Source organism: Gluconobacter sp. GP1 (genome assembly GCF_032913585.1).
GTDB classification, from domain to species: Bacteria; Pseudomonadota; Alphaproteobacteria; order Acetobacterales; family Acetobacteraceae; genus Gluconobacter; species Gluconobacter cerinus.
This window is the reverse complement of sequence record NZ_JASGXC010000006.1, coordinates 39,760-57,794: the sequence shown is the minus strand read 5'-3', so window position 1 is coordinate 57,794 and position 18,035 is coordinate 39,760. Positions and strand designations below refer to the sequence as shown.

The following is an 18,035-nucleotide window of genomic DNA, read 5'->3' as shown; positions in this document are numbered from 1 at the left end:
AGAAAAACCCGGTTTTTCAAGCGTGTGTGATTTCCTGCACCAACGATGCGTTCCCTATCCTGTCTCCAGTATTTCCACTGGGGGTGATCATGGACAGGCGAGATTTCAACGCCATGCTGACGGGGGTCGGGCTGACTCTGGGGAGTGGCCGCATCCGGAAGGCCGCTGCGTCTTCCGCACGGGTTGAGACCTTCATGCTCCGCTCCAATGGATGGGTGCCCAACAACCAGCATCTACCCGTCATTCTCTATCGGAATGTGCTCGAGAGCGGCGTGGGCCGTGAAGATGTCTATGAACACCTGTTCGGTCAGAACGGGTGGCCTGCGCGGTGGCGGAACGGGGTTTATTCCTTCCATCACTATCACAGTCTGGGCCATGAGGTTCTGGGGTTCTCTAACGGTTCTGCCCGATTGATTCTTGGTGGCCCTGAAGGGCGGGAAGTCGAAGTTCGCGGTGGCGATGTTGCACTGCTCCCGGCAGGAACCGGTCACTGTAACGTGGGCTCTACAGACGATTTCACAGTCATCGGGGCTTATCCGCCGAGCCAGTCTTTCGACATTCTGCGGAGCGCGCCGTCTGCGGAGCAACTGGCTCGGATCAACGCGCTCACTTTCCCTTCGATCGACCCCGTCCAGGGTAAGGGCGGTTCTCTGTCCCGAGAATGGCACCCTTCATGAAAAATTTTCCTCTCCGCAGACGCCCTTTCCTTGCCGCTGTTGCCGGACTGGCTGCCGTTGGCAGCGCAGCAATGGCCGAATCGAAGCGTGAACTCCCAAGAATCGGTATTATTGGTTCCGGGCAGGTTGGTAGAACGTTGGCAGCCCTGTGGGTACAGGCGGGTTACTGTGTCATGCTTTCCGCCCGTAATATAGCGGACGCCCAAGCTCTGGCGCAGACGCTCGGGCCCCTGGCGTCTGCTGGCACGCCGCTTCAGGCTGCTGCTTTCGGCAAAGTCGTGGTGCTTGCCGTGCCGTATGGCGCGATACCTGCTCTCGGGCGCGATCTGAACCGGACATTGACCGACAAGGTTATAATTGATCCTGCCAATCCCTATGTGGGCCGCGACGGATGGATTGCTGATGTTGCTCTCAGAGATGGCGCAGGCATCACCACGCAGCGATATTTTCCCTCTGCGCATGTCGTACGGGTTTTCAATTCCATCGACATGACCAGCCTGCGGGCCGAAGCACACCGGCCAGACCCACGTCTCGCCGTACCAATCGCGGGTGATGACACGGCGGCGGTGCTCAAGGTCAAGGATCTGGTTGAGGCTGCCGGTTTCGACCCTGTCGTGACGGGCGGGCTCGCCAGTGCTCGGCTCTTCCAGCCAGGAAGCGCGGGTTTCGAGCTGGAACGGGACGCTGCGGGCCTCAGAAGCGCGCTACACCTGCATAACTGACGGGCACCGGAATTACGGCAGAGCGTGATGGACTAAAATCCGTTACGCTCTGCCCGTGACCCGTCCGATATCTCCTGCCGATACTCTGTTGCTTGATGAGTTTGACACCTCTCCTGACGCGCCAGCCAGTGGTGGCTTCCGCCCGTCACTAATGGAGAGGATATTGGCAGAGCAGGGGCGGCGGCTGTTCTGCTGGCTCCCTGTCGCGGTTGCGTTGGGGGCCCTCACGTATCTGACACTCCGCTTCGAGCCTCCCCTTTGGCCTGCTTTCGGTATTTCGGGCTGCGTAGCGGTGGCCGTCTGGTTCTGGCGAAAGCGTCCAACCTTACTGTCTCTATTCCTGGTACTTTCAGGGTTTTTGATCGGCTTTCTGGACGCCTCATGGCAGACACGCCGACAGCCGCCCATGCCGTCTCTGCCAACGCGAGCCTCTGTCATCACAGGGCAGGTTATCGCGCTAGAGACACTGCCTCCCAGGCCAGGTAGCGATGAAGGCGGGAGACGGATTGTTCTGGCGCACGCGACGTTCGATACGCCTGTCGACGCAGGAATGGCGCCTCTCAAACGTACGTTGCGTTTGAAACTCCGTGATGATGATCCGGCATCCCCACTACCGGGCAGTACCGTCCAGATCAGGGCAATGTTGCGCTCTTCTTCGGCTCCGTCATGGCCGGGCGGTCGCGATCTGCAACGGGAAGCCTGGTTCTCTGGCTCAGCAGGGAGTGGGTATGCTTTGGGCACACTCCGGCACGTGGACAGTGCAGACACGACGGCAGGCCTGGAGGGACTGAGAGAAGCCATAGAAGCGCGCATCGAAAGCGTGCTCCCCGGCCAGACCGGCGCTATCGCCGCGACGTTGCTCGCAGGAGAGGCAGGCGGGATTGATGCCTCCACCCGTCAGGAATTCGCTGCCTCCGGGCTGGCGCATCTTCTGGCGGTCGCCGGACTGCATCTTGGGTTGGTCATGGCTGTCGTCACGGTTTCTGTTCGCGCGTTGCTGACCGCCTTCGAGCGTCTGGCTCTGTATTGGCCCTGTCGAGAAATCGCAGCAGTTTCAGGATTTTTTGCCGGTATTGGATATGTCCTGTTGACCGGTGCTCATCTGCCCAGCGTCCGCGCACTCGGTATGGCGACACTGGTCACGCTAGCTCTTGTTACAGGGCGGCGCGCACTGTCCATACGGTCACTTGCCCTGATTGCGCTCGTTATCCTGCTGGTTTCTCCGGTTTCTGTTCTGGACGTTTCTTTTCAGATGTCTTTTGCCGCCGTGATGGGGCTGATCGCCGGGTATGAAGTTCTGCGTGAACCGCTTGCACGACTTCGAGGCGAAGGTGGGGCAGGGCGCGTCATCCTGTCCCATCTGGCTGCCTTGTCCCTCACCAGCCTTCTTGCGGGGTTAGCGACCCTGCCGGTCAGCATGGCGCATTTTGGTGTCTTCCAGCCGTGGTTCGTGCTCGCCAACATGCTGGCCGTTCCTTTGGCCGCCGTCTGGATCATGCCCGCAGGTCTCCTGTCCCTGCTCCTGATGCCACTGCATGCCGCGGGTCTTCCGCTCATCGTCATGGGGTGGGGCATCCGGATTATTCAGATCATCGCGCACACAGTGGCGATATTCCCGTTTTCTTACGAACCTGTTCCAGCCATGCCAGGCTGGGGGCTTGCTGTCTTGCTTCTCGGGCTGTGCTGGTTGTGCCTCTGGAAGGGGTGGCCTCGCCTCGTTGGATTAGGGCCTATTGGTGTGGGAATTCTCTCCATCTGGATGGCGCCTCATCCGGACGTTCTGGTTTCCGCTGATGCAGGGTTGCTTGCCTTGAGGGACGACGGCGTTCTGATGGTTGGTCCTCATGGCAGTCTCGAAAACCTGGCGCTTCAGGACTGGGAACGGGCGCTGGCTCTGCCAACAGGCTCCCTGCCACCTGACTGCATGACGGGTCTCTGCCGTGTCTCACTTAAAGGCCAGACGGTGTTGCTGCGGGCCAAAGATAGCCTGGATGGTGTTCGTTTGCCGTCTGAGCAGGACTGTCAGGGAATTAGCCTGTTTGTGAGTGCATCTCCGGCCCGTAATGCCTGCCCCGGAGTTCCGTTTATTGATCGCTTTTCGGTCTGGAGAAATGGCGCCTATGCGGTCTATCTCCATCGAGGCGGTCCAGAACTTGTCGCGGACCGGAGCTGGCGTGGGAGTCGTCCCTGGGTGCCTGCCATAGGCTCCCACGGAATGCCCAATCTGCCCTTGGCTGAGGCAGAGTAGCTTCGATCAGGCAGCTTCTTTTGTGCGGGGTGGTGTGAGACGCTTGTCCGGATACAGACACCATTGTGTCGCCGGGCAGCGCCAGCATTCAGGCGCCCGGGCCTTACAAACATAACGCCCATGCAGGATCAGCCAGTGATGGGCTGGCCGCAGCATGTCTTTTGGGATGCGCGCCACCAGACCATCCTCAACCTGCCGGGTTGTTTTCCCCGGAGCCAGCCCGGTCCGGTTCCCGATGCGAAAAATATGCGTATCAACCGCCATGGTATCGGCGCCAAACGCGACATTCATCACCACGTTGGCCGTCTTCCGCCCGACGCCCGCCAGCGCCTCAAGAGACTTGCGATCAGCAGGGACTTCCCCGCCATGTCGTTCCAGAAGCTGCTCGCACAGCAGGGCCACGTTATGCGCCTTCGCGCGCCATAAGCCGATCGTCTTGATATATTGTGCGATCCCGGCTTCCCCAAGTTCCGCCATGCTTTTCGGATCAGGCGCGTGTTCAAACAGTCCTTTGGTTGCTTTGTTGACGGACTTGTCCGTGGCCTGAGCCGACAGAACCACGCTCACCAGAAGCTCAAACGTATTGCGGAAGATCAGCTCACTTTCCGCATCCGGGTTGGCTTCGGCCAGTGCTGTAATGAAAGCCTTGGCCGAGGCCTTGCTCATGGGTCTGGGGGCGTCTGTCATGGCTGAAACTCCGCGCGGGCTGTTGCGTCTGATCCGGACTGTCCGGCAAGATACGCGAAACATCTGAAAATTTCATGCCATCAGGCCGTTGTCCTTGAGGGACAAAACGGCGGAGCTCTTCGTGTCCGATACTTCTACGCAACTTACCGGCCAGAAACAGGAAGGCCGGAAAATCGACGTTTCCTTCACAGAAGTCCTGTCCTTTGTCTGCCGTCGCTGGCTGGCACATCCAGCGCTGCTGGCCTGGACACTGTCTGGTGTGGCGCTCGCCACACTGGCAGACGTCGTCACACCGATTCTGGCTGGTCGCCTCGTCTCGGATATTTCCAAACACGCTGCCGGGCCAACCATCCCGAAAACCGATGAGCTTCTGAGCCTGCGTAATGATGCGTTCCTCATGGTGGGAGGATTGATTGCGCTCGGCTTGATTGGGCTGTTCGGTCGTCGGTCGTCTTTTGTCGGGATTTCACATCTGACGCTGGCAATCATGCACAAGGTCCTCAATCAGGCCTTTGCCCGCGTGCAGCGATTCTCAACAGACTGGCACGCCAATACCTTTGCCGGGTCGACGGTTCGCCGCCTGACCCGAGGCATGTGGGCTATCGACACACTGGACGACACCTTACTGCTAATGATCGGGCCAGAGGTTCTGGTGCTCGGTGGCACTACGGCCGTCCTTATGTTCCGTTCTCCCCTGATGGGATCAGTCCTTGCGGTTTCGGTGGTGCTGTTTGCCTGGCTCTCAATTATCCTGACGCTTCGTTACGTTGCGCCCAGTGCCCGTGCATCCAATGAATGGGACACGAAAATGGGTGCAGCCATCGCGGATTCCGTCACCTGCAATCCGGTTGTCAAAGCGTTCGGCTCTGAAAAGCGGGAAGAGCAGCGGCTGGACACCATCGTCGAAGGCTGGCGCGGACGTACCCTGAGGACATGGCTGCGCGGCACCAATAGCGCCAATATTCAGGCGCTGGCCTCTCTCGTGATGCGGATGCTCATGATTGGGCTTGCCGTTATGCTGTGGTGGCAGGGCAAAGCCGGTCCGGGTGACGTCGCATACGTTCTGACAATGATGTTTCTTGTGCAGGGATACCTTAGGGATCTTGGCCAGCAGGTCAGTCAGGTGCAGCGTTCCGTCAATGAGATGGAAGAGCTGATCGCCATCTTCCGCCGGGATTCAGCTATTCAGGATGCACCAGACGCCCAGCCTGCACGGTTTACGAAGGGCGAAGTCCACTTCGATAACGTGACGTTCCAGTATCCGGGTCAGGACAAACCTCTTTATCAGGACCTCACAATCGATATCGCGCCGGGATCACGTGTGGCCCTCGTGGGGCCGAGTGGGTCTGGAAAGACGACCCTCACGAAGCTTCTGCAACGCCTGTATGATGTGAACAGTGGGCGCATCACGGTTGATGGGCAGGACATCGCGCATGTCACGCAGGATTCCCTGCGGTCGCATATTGCCATTGTTCCACAGGAACCCGTGCTGTTTCACCGGACGCTGGCTGAGAATATCGCCTATGCCCGGCCTTCGGCATCCATCGAAGACATCAAGGAAGCAGCGCGTCAGGCCAACGCAGCAGCCTTTATTGAGCGTCTGCCGGAAGGCTACAACACGATGGTCGGTGAACGTGGGGTCAAGCTCTCGGGCGGTGAGCGTCAGCGTGTCGCGATTGCCCGGGCATTCCTTGCAGATGCCCCCATTCTTATTTTCGATGAAGCAACATCCAGTCTGGATTCAGAATCTGAATCCCTGGTGCAGGAGGCAATGCGCCGCCTGATGCAGAACCGCACCGTCATCGTGGTGGCCCATCGCCTTTCCACGGTGATGGAGCTGGATCGGATTCTTGTCTTCAATCGGGGTGAGTTGAAGGAAGATGGCACTCATGCCGAGCTGGTGGCTCAGGAGGGCGGTATTTACCGTCGCCTGTTCGACCTTCAGTCTCTCGAAGGCTAAAAGTTCCAAGGGTCTTTTCACAATCGCGAGACTGTATTGGTCTTTTCCGCATGACAGAACGTTTCCCCTCAGCCTGAATGCTGCTGAGGGGAAATTCCATCATGACACTTCGTTCTGCTTTCGCTGGGCTTTTGCTGGCCGCTCCGGCGACGTTGATGGCCTGCACCGCGCAGGCAGAACCTGTAGCGTTCGATCATGCCCGCCTGATCGATGGAACAGGAGACCCTGTCCGTGAAAACGTTACAGTCGTCATTAACGATGGGCGAATTGTCTCTATCGGTGATCCGGCCCCATCAGGCGCCGAACATGTCGATCTCAGTGGCAAAACTCTGTTGCCCGCTCTGATCAGCGACCACAGCCATGTCGGTATCATCAAGGGAACGTCTGGCAGCAACGAGAACTATACCCGAGCCAATATTCTGGCGGCTCTGAAACAGTACAGTGATTATGGCGTCCTTACCGTGACTGCGCTGGGCCTGAACCGATCGCCGCTCTTCGATGATCTGCGGAGGGAGCAGCATGCGGGTAAAAATCCAGGCGCGGATCTGTTTGGCGTCGATCAGGGCATTGGTGCTCCCAATGGTGCACCGCCATCGGCCATGGTCAAAGGGTTAGGCCCGGATCAGGTTTATCGTCCGACCACGCCGCAGGAGGCACGTCAGGACGTAGACCGTATGGTTGCGGAGCACACGGATCTCGTGAAACTCTGGGTGGATGATTTCCGGAACGGTGTGCCGAATGGCAAGACGCTTCCGAAGATGTCTCCTGACATTTACCGGGCGGTCATAGACGAAGCCCATCAGCACAATACGCGCGTGGCGGTCCATATTCATGATCTGGATATTGCCAAAGCTGTCGTGGATGCTGGGGCCAATATCCTCGCGCATGGTGTGCGAGACCAGCCGGTTGATCAGGCTTTGATCGACGCCGTAAAGGCCCATGGTGTTTGGTACATCGCTACTCTGGGCTTGGACGAGGCGAATTACCTTTTTGCGGAGCATCCGGAGCTTCTGAATGTTCCCTTCGTTGCGGCTGCCATCGATCCTGCCCTGATGGCTCAGCTCTCAGATGCAGACTGGCGTAAACAGACACTTTCCAAGCCGCTTGTCGCGGCTTCGCACACCGCGCTTGCGATTAATCAGAAGAACCTTCTGACGCTTTATCGGGCAGGTGTGAAAGTGGGTTTTGGAACAGACTCAGGGGCTGCTCCAACGCGTTTGCCGGGGTTTGCGGAACATCGCGAACTTGCCTTGACCGTGGAAGCTGGCCTGACACCGCTTGAAGCCATTCATCTGGCGACTGGAAATGCCGCTGAACTGCTTGAGCTTGAAGATCGCGGCGTTCTGAAAACAGGGAAGCGGGCAGATCTTCTGATCGTTCGTGGCGCCCCAGACCAAAGCATCGCGGACATCGATCAGGTAGATCAGGTGTGGCAGCGGGGTATTCTCGTCAGTCACGGGCCTGTTGTTAGGCACCAGGGGCTCTGAAGGGAGTGCATCCTGACATTCATCATTTCGACAAAGTATCTATCGAACCGTTTTTCTCTGCAGAAGTCTGATTTTATACTGTTACCAGATCTGTTTATGACATAATATTTCTATGAAGCAGGCGGGAATGTAGTGTGGATGAGAGACTGCAGTCTGCTTCATGGAGCTGTCCATGGTCGGGAAAGTGCGTGCTCGACGATGGACAATAAAATCACTGCATACGGCAGGAAAACGCATGTCCTCTTTTGACTACCTTACAAATGATCCCGGCCTCCACCTTGCTTGTGATGATGGATATCTCATCCATCCAGCCCGCTGGCAGGGAAGTCATGCCCTTTTTATTCTTTCCACCCCCATAAAATCACTCTGGCTTCTCTCTCGCAGGCACAGTCAGTCTTGCCCCAGCGAAGAGCGCGGGGTCCTGATCCGGGACATCACTCTTTACGCCGTGAGAGGGGCTCACCGCCTCACATCACATCTTACATTTCCCGAAAGTATGGGATGGGCGTCGAGCGAAGGCGATGATGCTCGCTGGACAGAGGGGCGTGCTCACCTGGAGCTCGAAAATGTTCTGGGTAAGGAAACGGGCATGCTGTCTGTGGAGGTCTGTTCAAAAGGGCCCTATCACCTGGAACAGGAGAGTCCGCAGCTCTCCTGTTCGCCCAACGTAGAGTTCAGCCTTCCACACATTCAGTAAGGAAAAGGGTGAGCGCGCGGCCACGGTGACTGATCGCGTTTTTCTCGTGCTCGCCCATTTCTGCGAAGGTCCGGCTTTCGCCTTCTGGTGCAAACATCGGGTCATAGCCGTGACCATGATCCCCACGGGGAGGCCAGACTGTCTGGCCATGGCATTCCCCAACCACGGAATGTGTTTCGCCGTCTGGCCATGCCAGGCAGAGCGCCGCCACAAATGATGCTGCGTGGTTTGACGTTTCACCCATTTCGCGATGCACGCGCTCCATGGCAACGGTCATGTCTTTTGCAGGGCCGCCCCATCGTGCCGAATAAACGCCGGGCTGGCCGCCAAGTGCCGAGACACAAAAGCCGGAATCATCCGCCAGGGCCGGCAAACCAGATGCACGGGCCGCCGCCAGAGCCTTGATTTCAGCATTGCCCGTAAATGTGTCTGCCGTTTCGTCCGGTTCTGGCAGATTTAGCTCTCCTGCAGACACAACAGTGATGCCGCTTTCTGCAAGCAGGCTGGAGAATTCACGCAGTTTTCCGGCATTGTGGCTTGCCAGAACAATTTTTGACCCACGGGAAAGGCGGCGCATTACAATGTCTCCAGTGCGGAAGTCTGAGCTTTAAAGAGGGGGGCTGTGCCCAGCTTGGCCAGACGCAGCAGTTCAAAAAACTCAGTTTCCTGAAAGGGGGACGTTTCCGCCGTCCCCTGAATTTCGACGATGCCACCCTCTACGGTAAGAACAAAGTTTGTGTCGGCCTGCGCTGCACTGTCCTCAACGTAATCCAGGTCCAGCACGGCGCCAGCAGAGGTCAGGCCGCAGGAAACTGCCGCAATTTGTGCTGTCATGACTGAGGACAGATTGGCTTTTTTCAGAGCCATGGAGAGAGCAACCCAAGCGCCGGTAATGGAAGCGCAGCGTGTCCCGCCATCAGCGTTCAGGACATCACAGTCCAGCGTGATGGTCCGTTCTCCCAGCTTCTTCAGACTTACACAGGCCCGCAGGGATCTTGCAATCAGGCGCTGGATTTCCTGCGTCCGGCCAGACTGCTTGCCCTTAGAGGCTTCACGGTTGCCACGCTGATGGGTTGCGCGCGGAAGCATGCCATACTCGGCCGTAATCCAGCCCTGACCCTTGTTGCGCAAAAATGGCGGGACACGATTTTCGAGAGACGCCGTGCACAGAACTTCCGTTCCACCCACCCGGATAAGTGCTGAACCTTCCGCATGTCGGGCAAAGCCTGTTTCAATGGAAATGGCGCGACCTTCGTCACAGGCGCGTCCGGATGGGCGCTTTGTCATGCGAAAAAATCCTCTCTCAGAACCGAGCCCTGCCTCTACCGCGTTTGACGAGAAGCCTTCCAGCCCCGACATACAGTTTTACCATGATCAGACCTGACCCTTCCTTCTTCCGCATGCCGAACTCCTTTGCTTCCGGATTGGGAGAACGGGAAGCTGCGATCCTGCGGGAAATCGTTGAGGAATACGTTGAAACAGGGGAGCCAATCGGCAGTCGCACTCTGGCGCAGCGATTGAATCTGTCTCTGTCTCCCGCGACGATCCGCAACGTCATGGCAGATCTTGGCCGGGCCGGGCTGTTATTCAGCCCTCATGTGTCCGCAGGGCGTCTGCCGACCGAGAAGGGCGTTAAACTCTTCGTGGAAGGTCTTCTTCAATTCGGTGCCCTGACTGACGAAGATCGGGCCAGTATTGACAGCCGGCTGGAAATTCATGGCCGGTCCTATCAGGAGACCCTGGCGGAAGCATCGTCCATGCTGTCGGGTCTGTCATCCGCAGCAGGTCTGGTGCTGGCCCCTAAATCTGACGCGACGCTCAAACATATTGAGTTTGTTGCGCTCGGTCCGGGACGTGTTCTCGTGGTGCTGGTCAGTTCAGACGGCCAGGTGGAAAATCGCATCATCGAAACCCCGGCAGGACTGCCGCATTCTGCCCTTGTCGAGGCTGGAAACTATCTTAACGCCCACCTGGGGGATCTGACGCTTGGCACTCTGAAGGAGCGTGTCAGCAAGGAAATGGACGTCAACCGCCATGAACTTGATGCTCTGACCGCCAGCGTCATCGAAAGTGGTCTGGCCACGTGGGACGCTGATGGCGGAACGCTGTTCGTTCGGGGGCAGGGCAAGCTGCTGGCGGATATCACCGAGATCGAACGACTCACCACGATCCGTATGCTGTTCGATCACCTCGAAACGCAGGAGACCATGCTTCAGCTCCTGCAACTGGCAGACGCTTCGGAAGGTGTGCGAATCTATATCGGCAGTGAGAGCGGAATGTTTGGAATGTCGGGCGTGTCCATGATCGTCGCTCCAGCCCGCAATGAGGCTCAGAAAATCGTGGGCGCCATTGGTGTCATCGGGCCAACGCGCTTGAATTACGGGCGAATTGTACCCGTCGTGGATTACACGGCCCGGATGGTCGGGCGCCTGCTGGGATAGTGACTGCAACCCTTCCGCCGTTGCGCTGTTGAATCCTGCGTCCATCGGAAAGGAAAGAGTCCATGGCTACGATTGACGCAAAGAAATCCGGTACGTTTCTCATTGGTGGTGATCTCAAGGTCCACCGCCTCGGGTTTGGCGCGATGCGCATTACCGGCAAGGGCATCTGGGATGAACCTCCAGACCACGAAGAAGTGGTTCAGACCCTTGAAAGCCTCCCGAAGTTCGGGGTGGATTTTATTGATACAGCGGATTCCTACGGTCCGTTCGTTTCGGAAAATCTGATCCGTGAAGTGCTTTACCCTTACAAAAAGATGGTCATTGCGACGAAGGGCGGCCTGACACGGCATGGTCCAGACATCTGGAAGCCAGTCGGAAACCCGGACTATCTGAGGCAGTGCGTGTTGATGTCCATGCGACGGCTGGGCGTGGAGCACATTGATCTCTGGCAGCTGCATCGGATTGGACCAGACTGCCCGGCAGAGAAGCAGTTCGAGGCAATTGCGAAGTTCCGCGAAGAAGGGCTGATCCGCCACGTGGGTCTGTCGGAAGTAAGCGTAAAAGACATCAAGCTCGCGCAGAAATACTTCCCGGTCTCAACGGTTCAGAACCGCTTCAATCTTGTGGACCGTAAGTCCGAAGATGTTCTGGATTTCTGTACCAAGGAAAACATCGGCTTCATTCCCTGGGCGCCTCTGGCTGCCGGAGAACTGGCCAAGCCCGGTACGGACATGGACAAGATCGCGCATCGGCATCATGCAGATGCAGGGCAGATTGCTCTGGCGTGGCTTCTGAAAAGATCACCGGTCATGTTGCCCATTCCGGGTACCGGAAGCAGAGCTCATCTGGCCTCTAATGTTCGGGCAGCATCCCTGAATCTCAACGATGAAGAGTTTGCTACTCTGAATCGGCAGGGTGAAGAGGTGTGGAAGAAATCCGCCGCCGGATCATAACGATCACGAGCCGCCGTAAACTGTCACAAAATGACCCTTTTCAGTGGGGGCGACGAACGGCTCGTTTCAGTGCTATGCAGTTTGTATGACGCGCCGTTCCATTCGCTCCCGTAATCCGCAGGACCCCAGGGCCAGTGTGCCCCGCGGGCCCCGTTTCCGCCGTTTCCGTCAGTCTCTTGCCATCGTCGCCGGTGTCGGGCTGGTCGGTGTTGCGGGTGCGGGTATCTTGGGTTGGACCACCTACGCCAAACTCGTGGCTGATCTGCCAAGTGTGGACAGCCTGAGAGCCTATCAGCCCCCGACCGTCAGTCGCATCTATGCGTCTGATGATCGTCTGATGGCTCAGCTTGCCAATGAGCGGCGTATTTTCGTTCCGCTGGAAGCGATTCCGGATCGGGTAAAGCGCGCCTTCCTCGCAACGGAAGATCACAATTTCTACACCCATGGTGGTGTGGATGTGATGGCCATTGCCCGTGCAGGCGTAACGGACGTTTTCGCCCGCCATGGGCGCCGTGCTGTCGGTGCGTCCACCATTACGCAGCAGGTTGCGCGTGGGATGCTGCTTAACAGCAATGCCCGCACACTTGATCGTAAAATCAAGGAAGCCCTGCTTGCCGTAAAAATGGAGCAGGTGCTGTCCAAAGACAAGATTCTTGAGATCTATCTGAACTGGGCGGATCTGGGGAACGGCTCTTTTGGTGTCGCCGCCGCGGCCCAGACTTATTTCAACAAGCCTCTCGACCAGCTGAATGATGCAGAAGCCGCGTCACTGGCGGCCCTTCCGAAGTCCCCGACACACTACAATCCGTTCCTTCATCCTGACGCAGCCTTGATGCGCCGAAATCTTGTTCTGGATCTGATGGCTGATAACGGCGTCATTTCCCGCGAGCAGGCTCAGGAAGACAAGAAGGAGCCACTGGTCCCGCAGAAGAAGCAGCGGTTTGGACCTTTGCCGGATTCAGAATGGTTCGGGGCCGAGGTCCGGCGTCAGCTCATCAGCTTGTATGGTCAGGATCGCGCTCTTCAAGGCGGCCTTGAAGTTCATACCAGTCTGGATCAGCCCCTTCAGGTATCAGCGACGAAGCTGCTGCATGAAGGTCTGATGGATTACGATCGGAGCCGTGGCGGTTGGCGTGGCCCGGTCATTCATCTTGATGGCATTGACGCAGAAGGCTGGGAAGAAAGTCTCGATAAGGTCTCCGGTCCAGCCGGAATGCTAAGGGAGTGGCGTCTGGGCGTCATTCTTCCCGGCGGAACTCATGTCGGCTGGAATGAGGAAGGCCAAGCGAAGACTGGTCCTCTTCTGGCAACAGACATCGCATGGGCACGTCGGATGCACCCGCTTCGTGCTGGGGATGTCATCATGATTGAACCGCAGGAAAGTGGCTCCGTTGCCCTGCGTCAGATTCCGCAGGTTGAAGGCGCTGTCGTGACGATGGACGTCCATACAGGCCGTGTTCTGGCGATGGTTGGTGGATGGTCGTTCCACGAGAGTCAGTTCAACCGCGCAACGCAGGCGCTGCGTCAGCCGGGCTCTTCCTTCAAGCCGTTTGTGTATCTGGCGGCCATGGAGCAGGGTATTTCTCCGTCCGAGAAGTTTGATGACTCCCCTGTCTCATATGGCGACTGGCATCCCAAGAACTACGAACACGACAATTGGGGCCCGACCACTCTACACGATGCCCTGCGTGAAAGCCGGAACCTCGTGACAATCCGGGTGGCTGCCCATCTGGGCATGAAGGCCGTTGCAGATACTGCCATCAAGGCGGGGCTGGTGGATGAAATGCCGCATGTGTTGCCTGCTGCTCTTGGTGCCGTCGAGACAACGGTCCTCAAGGAAACAGCAGCCTACGCAACCATTGCAAACGGCGGTCATGTAGTGTCGCCGACTCTGGTGGATGACGTTCAGGATCGTCTGGGCAATATCATCTGGCGTGCGCCAGGTCTGGCGTTGGGAACAACGTTGCAGGCTCCCCCAGCTCCACCGGCGGCCGATCCTTCATCCCCCACGATTGCTCCAGTCACGCCTGAAGTTGGTGCAACGCCTACGCCGCCAGCAGCTCCCGTTGCCGGGAGCATTTCGGTTCCCTCCATTACAGACAGCCGTCCCGTGCTCGCCAGCGAAGCCAGCTCCTATCAGATCGTGGCCATGCTGAAAGACGTCATTGCGAACGGAACAGGTCGCATGGCAGGGGCTGGGATCGACCGTCCCATCGCGGGGAAGACCGGCACCAGTCAGGATTTCCATGATGCTTGGTTTGCTGGCTTTTCGCCGGATATCGTCACGATCGTCTGGGTCGGTTTCGATACGCCACAAACGCTCGGGCGGAACGCTGATGGTGCCCGCATTGCTGGTCCGATCTGGAACAAGATCATGAAGGTGGCGCTCGCCAACCGGCCGAAGCTGGATTTCCGTGTTCCGGCCGATATCACGCTGGCGTCCTACAACACCGGCCGTATCACTGCGACTGACGGCTTCAAGGCTGATCAGGTTCCGGGTGCGTCGGTGGCTCTGCATGGCTTCGGTGCTGGTACGGAAGCCCTGACAGCGGCAGATACCGGGGCGGATGCCGTTATTTCGGATTCCGAGAGCGATATGACAGACACCAGCGCGCCGAGTGTTGGGTCTTCCCCGAATGCCAAGCCTCAGGCCCAGAAACCTGCGGCATCGGATGGTGACATTGGTGTAGGCGGCCTGTACTGAGGGCAGCCAAACCACCTTTATATAAGTGGAGTATTTATAATGTCGGCTGAGACCGAAGCCCTCTCCGAACAGATCAAGCAGTCGGTGGCACTGCTGAGGAGGCATCTTTAACTGGGATGTCGCCACAACACGCCTCGCGGAACTGAACCACCGCGCGGAAGACCCAGACCTTTGGAATGATTCTGACGCTGCCCAGAAGCTGATGCGCGAGCGAACCATGCTCGCCAATCAGATTGAGGGCGTTGAACAGATCGAACAGGACGTTGAAGGCACGCTGGAACTTGTCGAGCTCGCAGAAATGGAGAACGACACGGACCTGGTGCAAGAAGCCATCGCGACGTTGCGTGGGCTGGCAGCCGACGTGCACAAGCGGGAAATCGAAAGCCTGTTGTCGGGCGAAGCAGACAGCAATGACTGCTACGTTGAAGTGAATGCCGGTGCAGGTGGAACGGAAGCCCAGGATTGGGCCGAGATGATCCTGCGCATGTACACCCGTTGGGCAGAACAGCACGGCTACAAGGTGACCTTCATTGAAAGCAGTGAAGGTGAGCAGGCGGGCATCAAGTCTGCCACCATCCAGATCAGTGGCCTCAACGCTTATGGCTGGATGAAAACGGAAGCTGGCGTGCATCGTCTCGTCCGCATCTCGCCCTTCGATGCTGCTGCCCGTCGTCAAACGTCCTTCGCGTCTGTCTGGGTGTATCCGGTGGTCGATGATTCCATTGAAGTGGAGATCAACGATTCGGATCTGCGTGTGGATACCTTCCGTGCTTCAGGCGCAGGCGGTCAGCATGTTAACAAGACCGATTCGGCCATTCGTATTACCCATATCCCGACAGGCATCGTTGTTGCTTGTCAGACGGACCGGTCACAGCACCGGAACCGCGCCAAAGCGATGGAAATGCTGAAGGCCCGGATGTACGAAGCGGAACTGCAGAAGCGTGAAGCTGCTGCTGCCCAGACGGAAGCTGCCAAGACGGATATCGGGTGGGGTCATCAGATCCGCTCTTACGTCCTGGCACCCTATCAGTTGGTCAAGGATCTGCGGACAGGCGTGGAAAAGGGAAATCCGGACGCTGTTCTGGACGGCGCCCTGGACGATTTCATGTCGGCTTCTCTGGCGCAGCGCGTTGGGGCAACACGATCGGAAGCCAGCGCCTCTGCTCAGTAAGAGTACTCTGGCGCATTAAAACGAAACTGGAAGGCCGGGGCGGCGTAATTAATACGCTGTCCCGGCCTTCTTGTTATAATTCTGTTACAGTTTTTGGAAATTTGATTTTCTGAAGGCAGAAAAAAAGCGGAAAAGTGTACTTTTTCGCCCGCTCTCCTGCGAATATTGGCGCCAGACGATCGAAAGATGAGAATTTTTCGTTTCGGGACAGGCAATAATCAGCTTGACACCATGGCCCGAAGGCTGCCCAATCAGCATATCGGGTATGTTCTCACGACATGAGACGAATCACACGTCCGTGAGGTGAGGGAACTCGATGCAAACACAAGGTCGAGATCTCGCACCGTACAGGTGTGGATCCATTGTCGGTGTCAGTGAGGGGTAAGAAGGTTTCGACATGAAGAGCTACGCCGCACAGCAGCGCAAGCCGACGGACTATATTGTCGCGATCGTCGTGGCCGTGCTGGCTATGGGCGCGGTAATCTATGCGCTCATGAGCGGTGCTGTGGGCAAACTCGTCCACGAAAAGCCGCCCATCAAGACGGAAGTGATCAAGGAGCAGCCTAAGCCGCCTCCGCCACCACCACCTCCGCCGCCGCCGCAGATGGAACAGCCGCCGCCGCCGTATATTCCGCCGCCGAAGATCAGTGTTCCGCCGCCACCCAAGGCGATCCAGCGGGTCACACACGCCAAGCCACCGCATCCGGTTCCGCCGAGCCCGACGCCTGCACCTGAGCCTGTTCCGGCTCCTCCGCAGGGTCCGCCAGCTCCGGCAGTGCCTGATCACACGGCTGGCGCGTCTCCGATCAACGGCGCCAAGCCGGAGTATCCGGAGGAAGCCCAGGAAGAGAACCGTGAAGGTAAAGTTACGGCTTCCTGCGACATTCTTCCGAACGGTCACACGGCAAACTGCGCGATTGTCAGCTCCACCGGTGGTCACGAGTTTGTGGAAAGTGCGCTCGACTTCCTTCGTCGAGCCCGGTACCAGCCCGCCGTCGTTAACGGCGCTCCGGTTACCGAGCATCACCACATTCTGCACGTTGACTTCACGATGGGCGACTAAGTGTCCGTCAGCCAGTAGTCCAATAAGATTGCCTCTTCGGATCAGGTGGTTCGGAGAGGTTCAGGAAAAGGGCCGGTCCCCATATGGCCGGCACCCCAGACAGCTCCTAAAACGGGCATCTCTAACGAGGATATGGAGTTCATGACCAGACTGTTCCGCCTTCCTGCTCTTGACGTTCCGACGAAGGCGCGCGCCGTCCGGGCCAGCGCCATGGCTCTGACGCTGGCCCTGGCTTCGGGTGCAATCGCACCGGCCGTCGCTTTCGCTCAGCCTGCACCGGCTGATCAGAGTGCTCCGGCTGCCGCTCCGGCCGACCCGTCGGCAGTGCCGCCGGCTCCGTCCTCGGACCCGTCTGCTGCACCTGCCGCTTCTGCACCGAATGATGCTGGCGCTCCGGCACCTGCCGCCGGTGATGCAGCTGCTCCTGCTGACCAGACGCCTGCTGCTGCTGCCACCCCTGGTGAAAGCGCAACAGCCGCTCCTGAAGCTCCGGCTCCGCAGGGTAACCCGTACGGTCTTGGCGCTCTGTGGGCCAATGGTGACGTGATCGCTCGTGGCGTTCTGATCATCATGGTTATCATGTCCGCTGGTACCTGGATCATCATGGTCATGAAGTTCCTGGAGCAGGGCCGTGTGTTCGCTGCTTCCAAGGAAGCTTCCCGTGAATTCTGGACGAAGCCGTCCGTTCAGGCTGGCGCTGCGTCCCTGAAGGCTTCTTCTCCGTTCCGTTACATCGCTGAAACCGGTATCGTTGCTGCAGAGCACCACGAAGGTTCCATGCGTGACGCGATCGACCTGCACTCCTGGACGGAAATGTCCATCGGCCGCTCCGTTGACACCATCAACACGCGTCTTCAGGGCGGCCTTGCGTTCCTCGGTACGGTGGGTTCCACTTCTCCGTTCGTCGGTCTGTTCGGTACGGTTTGGGGTATTTACCACGCTCTGACCGCCATCGGCATCGCAGGTCAGGCATCCATCGACAAGGTTGCTGGTCCGGTGGGTGAATCCCTCATCATGACGGCAATTGGTCTTGCAACCGCTGTTCCGGCCGTTCTGGGTTACAACCTGCTCGTTCGCCGTAACAAGGGCGCTATGGATCGCGTTCGTAACTTCGCTGCAGACGTCCAGTCTGTCCTGATCGGTGGCTTCCGTCACGGCGTGTCTCCGGAAGACGGCGGCATGTCAGCTCCGACCACCATCACCACCAGCCAGCGGGTCTGATACT

Annotated in this window: 15 protein-coding genes; 12 read left to right on the top strand and 3 right to left on the bottom strand. The window is 58.0% G+C overall.

Annotated features, from left to right (window positions below; translation table 11 throughout):
• Positions 1 to 89 precede the first annotated feature (89 nt).
• The 3 genes from R5H23_RS13485 (at position 90) to R5H23_RS13475 (ending at position 3,647) form a co-directional block, all read left to right on the top strand.
• Positions 90 to 677 (top strand): hypothetical protein, encoded by a 588-nt coding sequence (locus R5H23_RS13485; protein ID WP_064274299.1) that lies wholly within the window; start codon positions 90 to 92, stop codon positions 675 to 677.
• Complete coding sequence (locus R5H23_RS13480; protein WP_211501481.1) at positions 674 to 1,399, top strand: NADPH-dependent F420 reductase; 726 nt, start codon at positions 674 to 676, stop codon at positions 1,397 to 1,399. Before R5H23_RS13485 ends, R5H23_RS13480 begins: the two co-directional genes overlap by 4 nt.
• A gap of 163 nt (positions 1,400 to 1,562) precedes the next feature.
• Positions 1,563 to 3,647 carry a ComEC/Rec2 family competence protein gene (locus R5H23_RS13475; RefSeq protein WP_408874357.1) on the top strand — a complete coding sequence of 695 codons (2,085 nt, stop codon included), beginning with the start codon at positions 1,563 to 1,565 and terminating at the stop codon, positions 3,645 to 3,647.
• Between the two features lie 6 nt (positions 3,648 to 3,653).
• Here R5H23_RS13475 and nth read toward each other — a convergent pair whose 3' ends face one another.
• Positions 3,654 to 4,334, bottom strand: a complete 681-nt coding sequence (nth, locus tag R5H23_RS13470) for an endonuclease III (RefSeq protein WP_215764454.1) — start codon at positions 4,332 to 4,334, stop codon at positions 3,654 to 3,656.
• A gap of 121 nt (positions 4,335 to 4,455) precedes the next feature.
• Here nth and R5H23_RS13465 point away from each other — a divergent pair, with 121 nt between their 5' ends.
• From R5H23_RS13465 to R5H23_RS13455, 3 genes are all read left to right on the top strand, one after another.
• Positions 4,456 to 6,294: an ABC transporter ATP-binding protein gene (locus tag R5H23_RS13465; RefSeq protein WP_317215746.1), complete on the top strand. Its 1,839-nt coding sequence runs from the start codon at positions 4,456 to 4,458 to the stop codon at positions 6,292 to 6,294.
• Between the two features lie 101 nt (positions 6,295 to 6,395).
• Positions 6,396 to 7,781, top strand: a complete 1,386-nt coding sequence (locus tag R5H23_RS13460; protein WP_086633157.1) for an amidohydrolase family protein — start codon at positions 6,396 to 6,398, stop codon at positions 7,779 to 7,781.
• 235 nt (positions 7,782 to 8,016) lie between these two features.
• Entirely contained in the window at positions 8,017 to 8,478 is a 462-nt protein-coding gene (locus R5H23_RS13455) for a hypothetical protein (protein WP_211503414.1), read from the top strand.
• Here the strand turns inward: R5H23_RS13455 and rdgB are convergent.
• Together rdgB and rph are read right to left on the bottom strand one after the other, a co-directional pair.
• Positions 8,456 to 9,055 (bottom strand): RdgB/HAM1 family non-canonical purine NTP pyrophosphatase, encoded by a 600-nt coding sequence (gene rdgB / locus R5H23_RS13450; RefSeq protein ID WP_317215745.1) that lies wholly within the window; start codon positions 9,053 to 9,055, stop codon positions 8,456 to 8,458. The two genes, R5H23_RS13455 and rdgB, sit on opposite strands and share 23 nt — an antisense overlap.
• A complete protein-coding gene (gene rph / locus R5H23_RS13445; RefSeq protein WP_317215744.1) occupies positions 9,055 to 9,765 on the bottom strand; it encodes a ribonuclease PH in 711 nt (236 codons plus the stop codon). Before rph ends, rdgB begins: the two co-directional genes overlap by 1 nt.
• An 83-nt stretch (positions 9,766 to 9,848) precedes the next feature.
• Here rph and hrcA point away from each other — a divergent pair, with 83 nt between their 5' ends.
• The 6 genes from hrcA to R5H23_RS13415 all read left to right on the top strand — a co-directional run bounded on the left by hrcA (position 9,849) and on the right by R5H23_RS13415 (position 18,031).
• Positions 9,849 to 10,919, top strand: coding sequence for a heat-inducible transcriptional repressor HrcA (hrcA, locus tag R5H23_RS13440; protein WP_046900246.1), 1,071 nt, complete (start codon positions 9,849 to 9,851; stop codon positions 10,917 to 10,919).
• Between the two features lie 62 nt (positions 10,920 to 10,981).
• A complete protein-coding gene (locus R5H23_RS13435) occupies positions 10,982 to 11,872 on the top strand; it encodes an aldo/keto reductase (protein ID WP_086633116.1) in 891 nt (296 codons plus the stop codon).
• Between the two features lie 85 nt (positions 11,873 to 11,957).
• A complete protein-coding gene (locus R5H23_RS13430) occupies positions 11,958 to 14,576 on the top strand; it encodes a PBP1A family penicillin-binding protein (RefSeq protein ID WP_317215743.1) in 2,619 nt (872 codons plus the stop codon).
• Positions 14,577 to 14,615: 39 nt separating this feature from the next.
• A protein-coding gene (gene prfB / locus R5H23_RS13425; protein ID WP_099213300.1) for a peptide chain release factor 2 occupies positions 14,616 to 15,747 on the top strand; the annotation gives its coding sequence in 2 pieces (ribosomal slippage) (positions 14,616 to 14,684 and positions 14,686 to 15,747; 1,131 coding nt in all).
• A gap of 397 nt (positions 15,748 to 16,144) precedes the next feature.
• Positions 16,145 to 16,810 (top strand): energy transducer TonB, encoded by a 666-nt coding sequence (locus tag R5H23_RS13420; RefSeq protein ID WP_046900242.1) that lies wholly within the window; start codon positions 16,145 to 16,147, stop codon positions 16,808 to 16,810.
• Positions 16,811 to 16,951: 141 nt separating this feature from the next.
• Complete coding sequence (locus tag R5H23_RS13415; protein ID WP_080951457.1) at positions 16,952 to 18,031, top strand: MotA/TolQ/ExbB proton channel family protein; 1,080 nt, start codon at positions 16,952 to 16,954, stop codon at positions 18,029 to 18,031.
• Positions 18,032 to 18,035: the final 4 nt, after the last annotated feature.

Coding starts and splice junctions, on each gene's coding strand:
- R5H23_RS13485 (WP_064274299.1), top strand. CDS start 90: ATGGACAGGCGAGATTTCAACGCCATGCTGACGGGGGTCGGGCTGACT.
- R5H23_RS13430 (WP_317215743.1), top strand. CDS start 11,958: ATGACGCGCCGTTCCATTCGCTCCCGTAATCCGCAGGACCCCAGGGCC.
- R5H23_RS13460 (WP_086633157.1), top strand. CDS start 6,396: ATGACACTTCGTTCTGCTTTCGCTGGGCTTTTGCTGGCCGCTCCGGCG.
- R5H23_RS13455 (WP_211503414.1), top strand. CDS start 8,017: ATGTCCTCTTTTGACTACCTTACAAATGATCCCGGCCTCCACCTTGCT.
- hrcA (WP_046900246.1), top strand. CDS start 9,849: ATGATCAGACCTGACCCTTCCTTCTTCCGCATGCCGAACTCCTTTGCT.
- rph (WP_317215744.1), bottom strand. CDS start 9,765: ATGACAAAGCGCCCATCCGGACGCGCCTGTGACGAAGGTCGCGCCATT.
- rdgB (WP_317215745.1), bottom strand. CDS start 9,055: ATGCGCCGCCTTTCCCGTGGGTCAAAAATTGTTCTGGCAAGCCACAAT.
- R5H23_RS13420 (WP_046900242.1), top strand. CDS start 16,145: ATGAAGAGCTACGCCGCACAGCAGCGCAAGCCGACGGACTATATTGTC.
- R5H23_RS13435 (WP_086633116.1), top strand. CDS start 10,982: ATGGCTACGATTGACGCAAAGAAATCCGGTACGTTTCTCATTGGTGGT.
- R5H23_RS13480 (WP_211501481.1), top strand. CDS start 674: ATGAAAAATTTTCCTCTCCGCAGACGCCCTTTCCTTGCCGCTGTTGCC.
- R5H23_RS13415 (WP_080951457.1), top strand. CDS start 16,952: ATGACCAGACTGTTCCGCCTTCCTGCTCTTGACGTTCCGACGAAGGCG.
- nth (WP_215764454.1), bottom strand. CDS start 4,334: ATGACAGACGCCCCCAGACCCATGAGCAAGGCCTCGGCCAAGGCTTTC.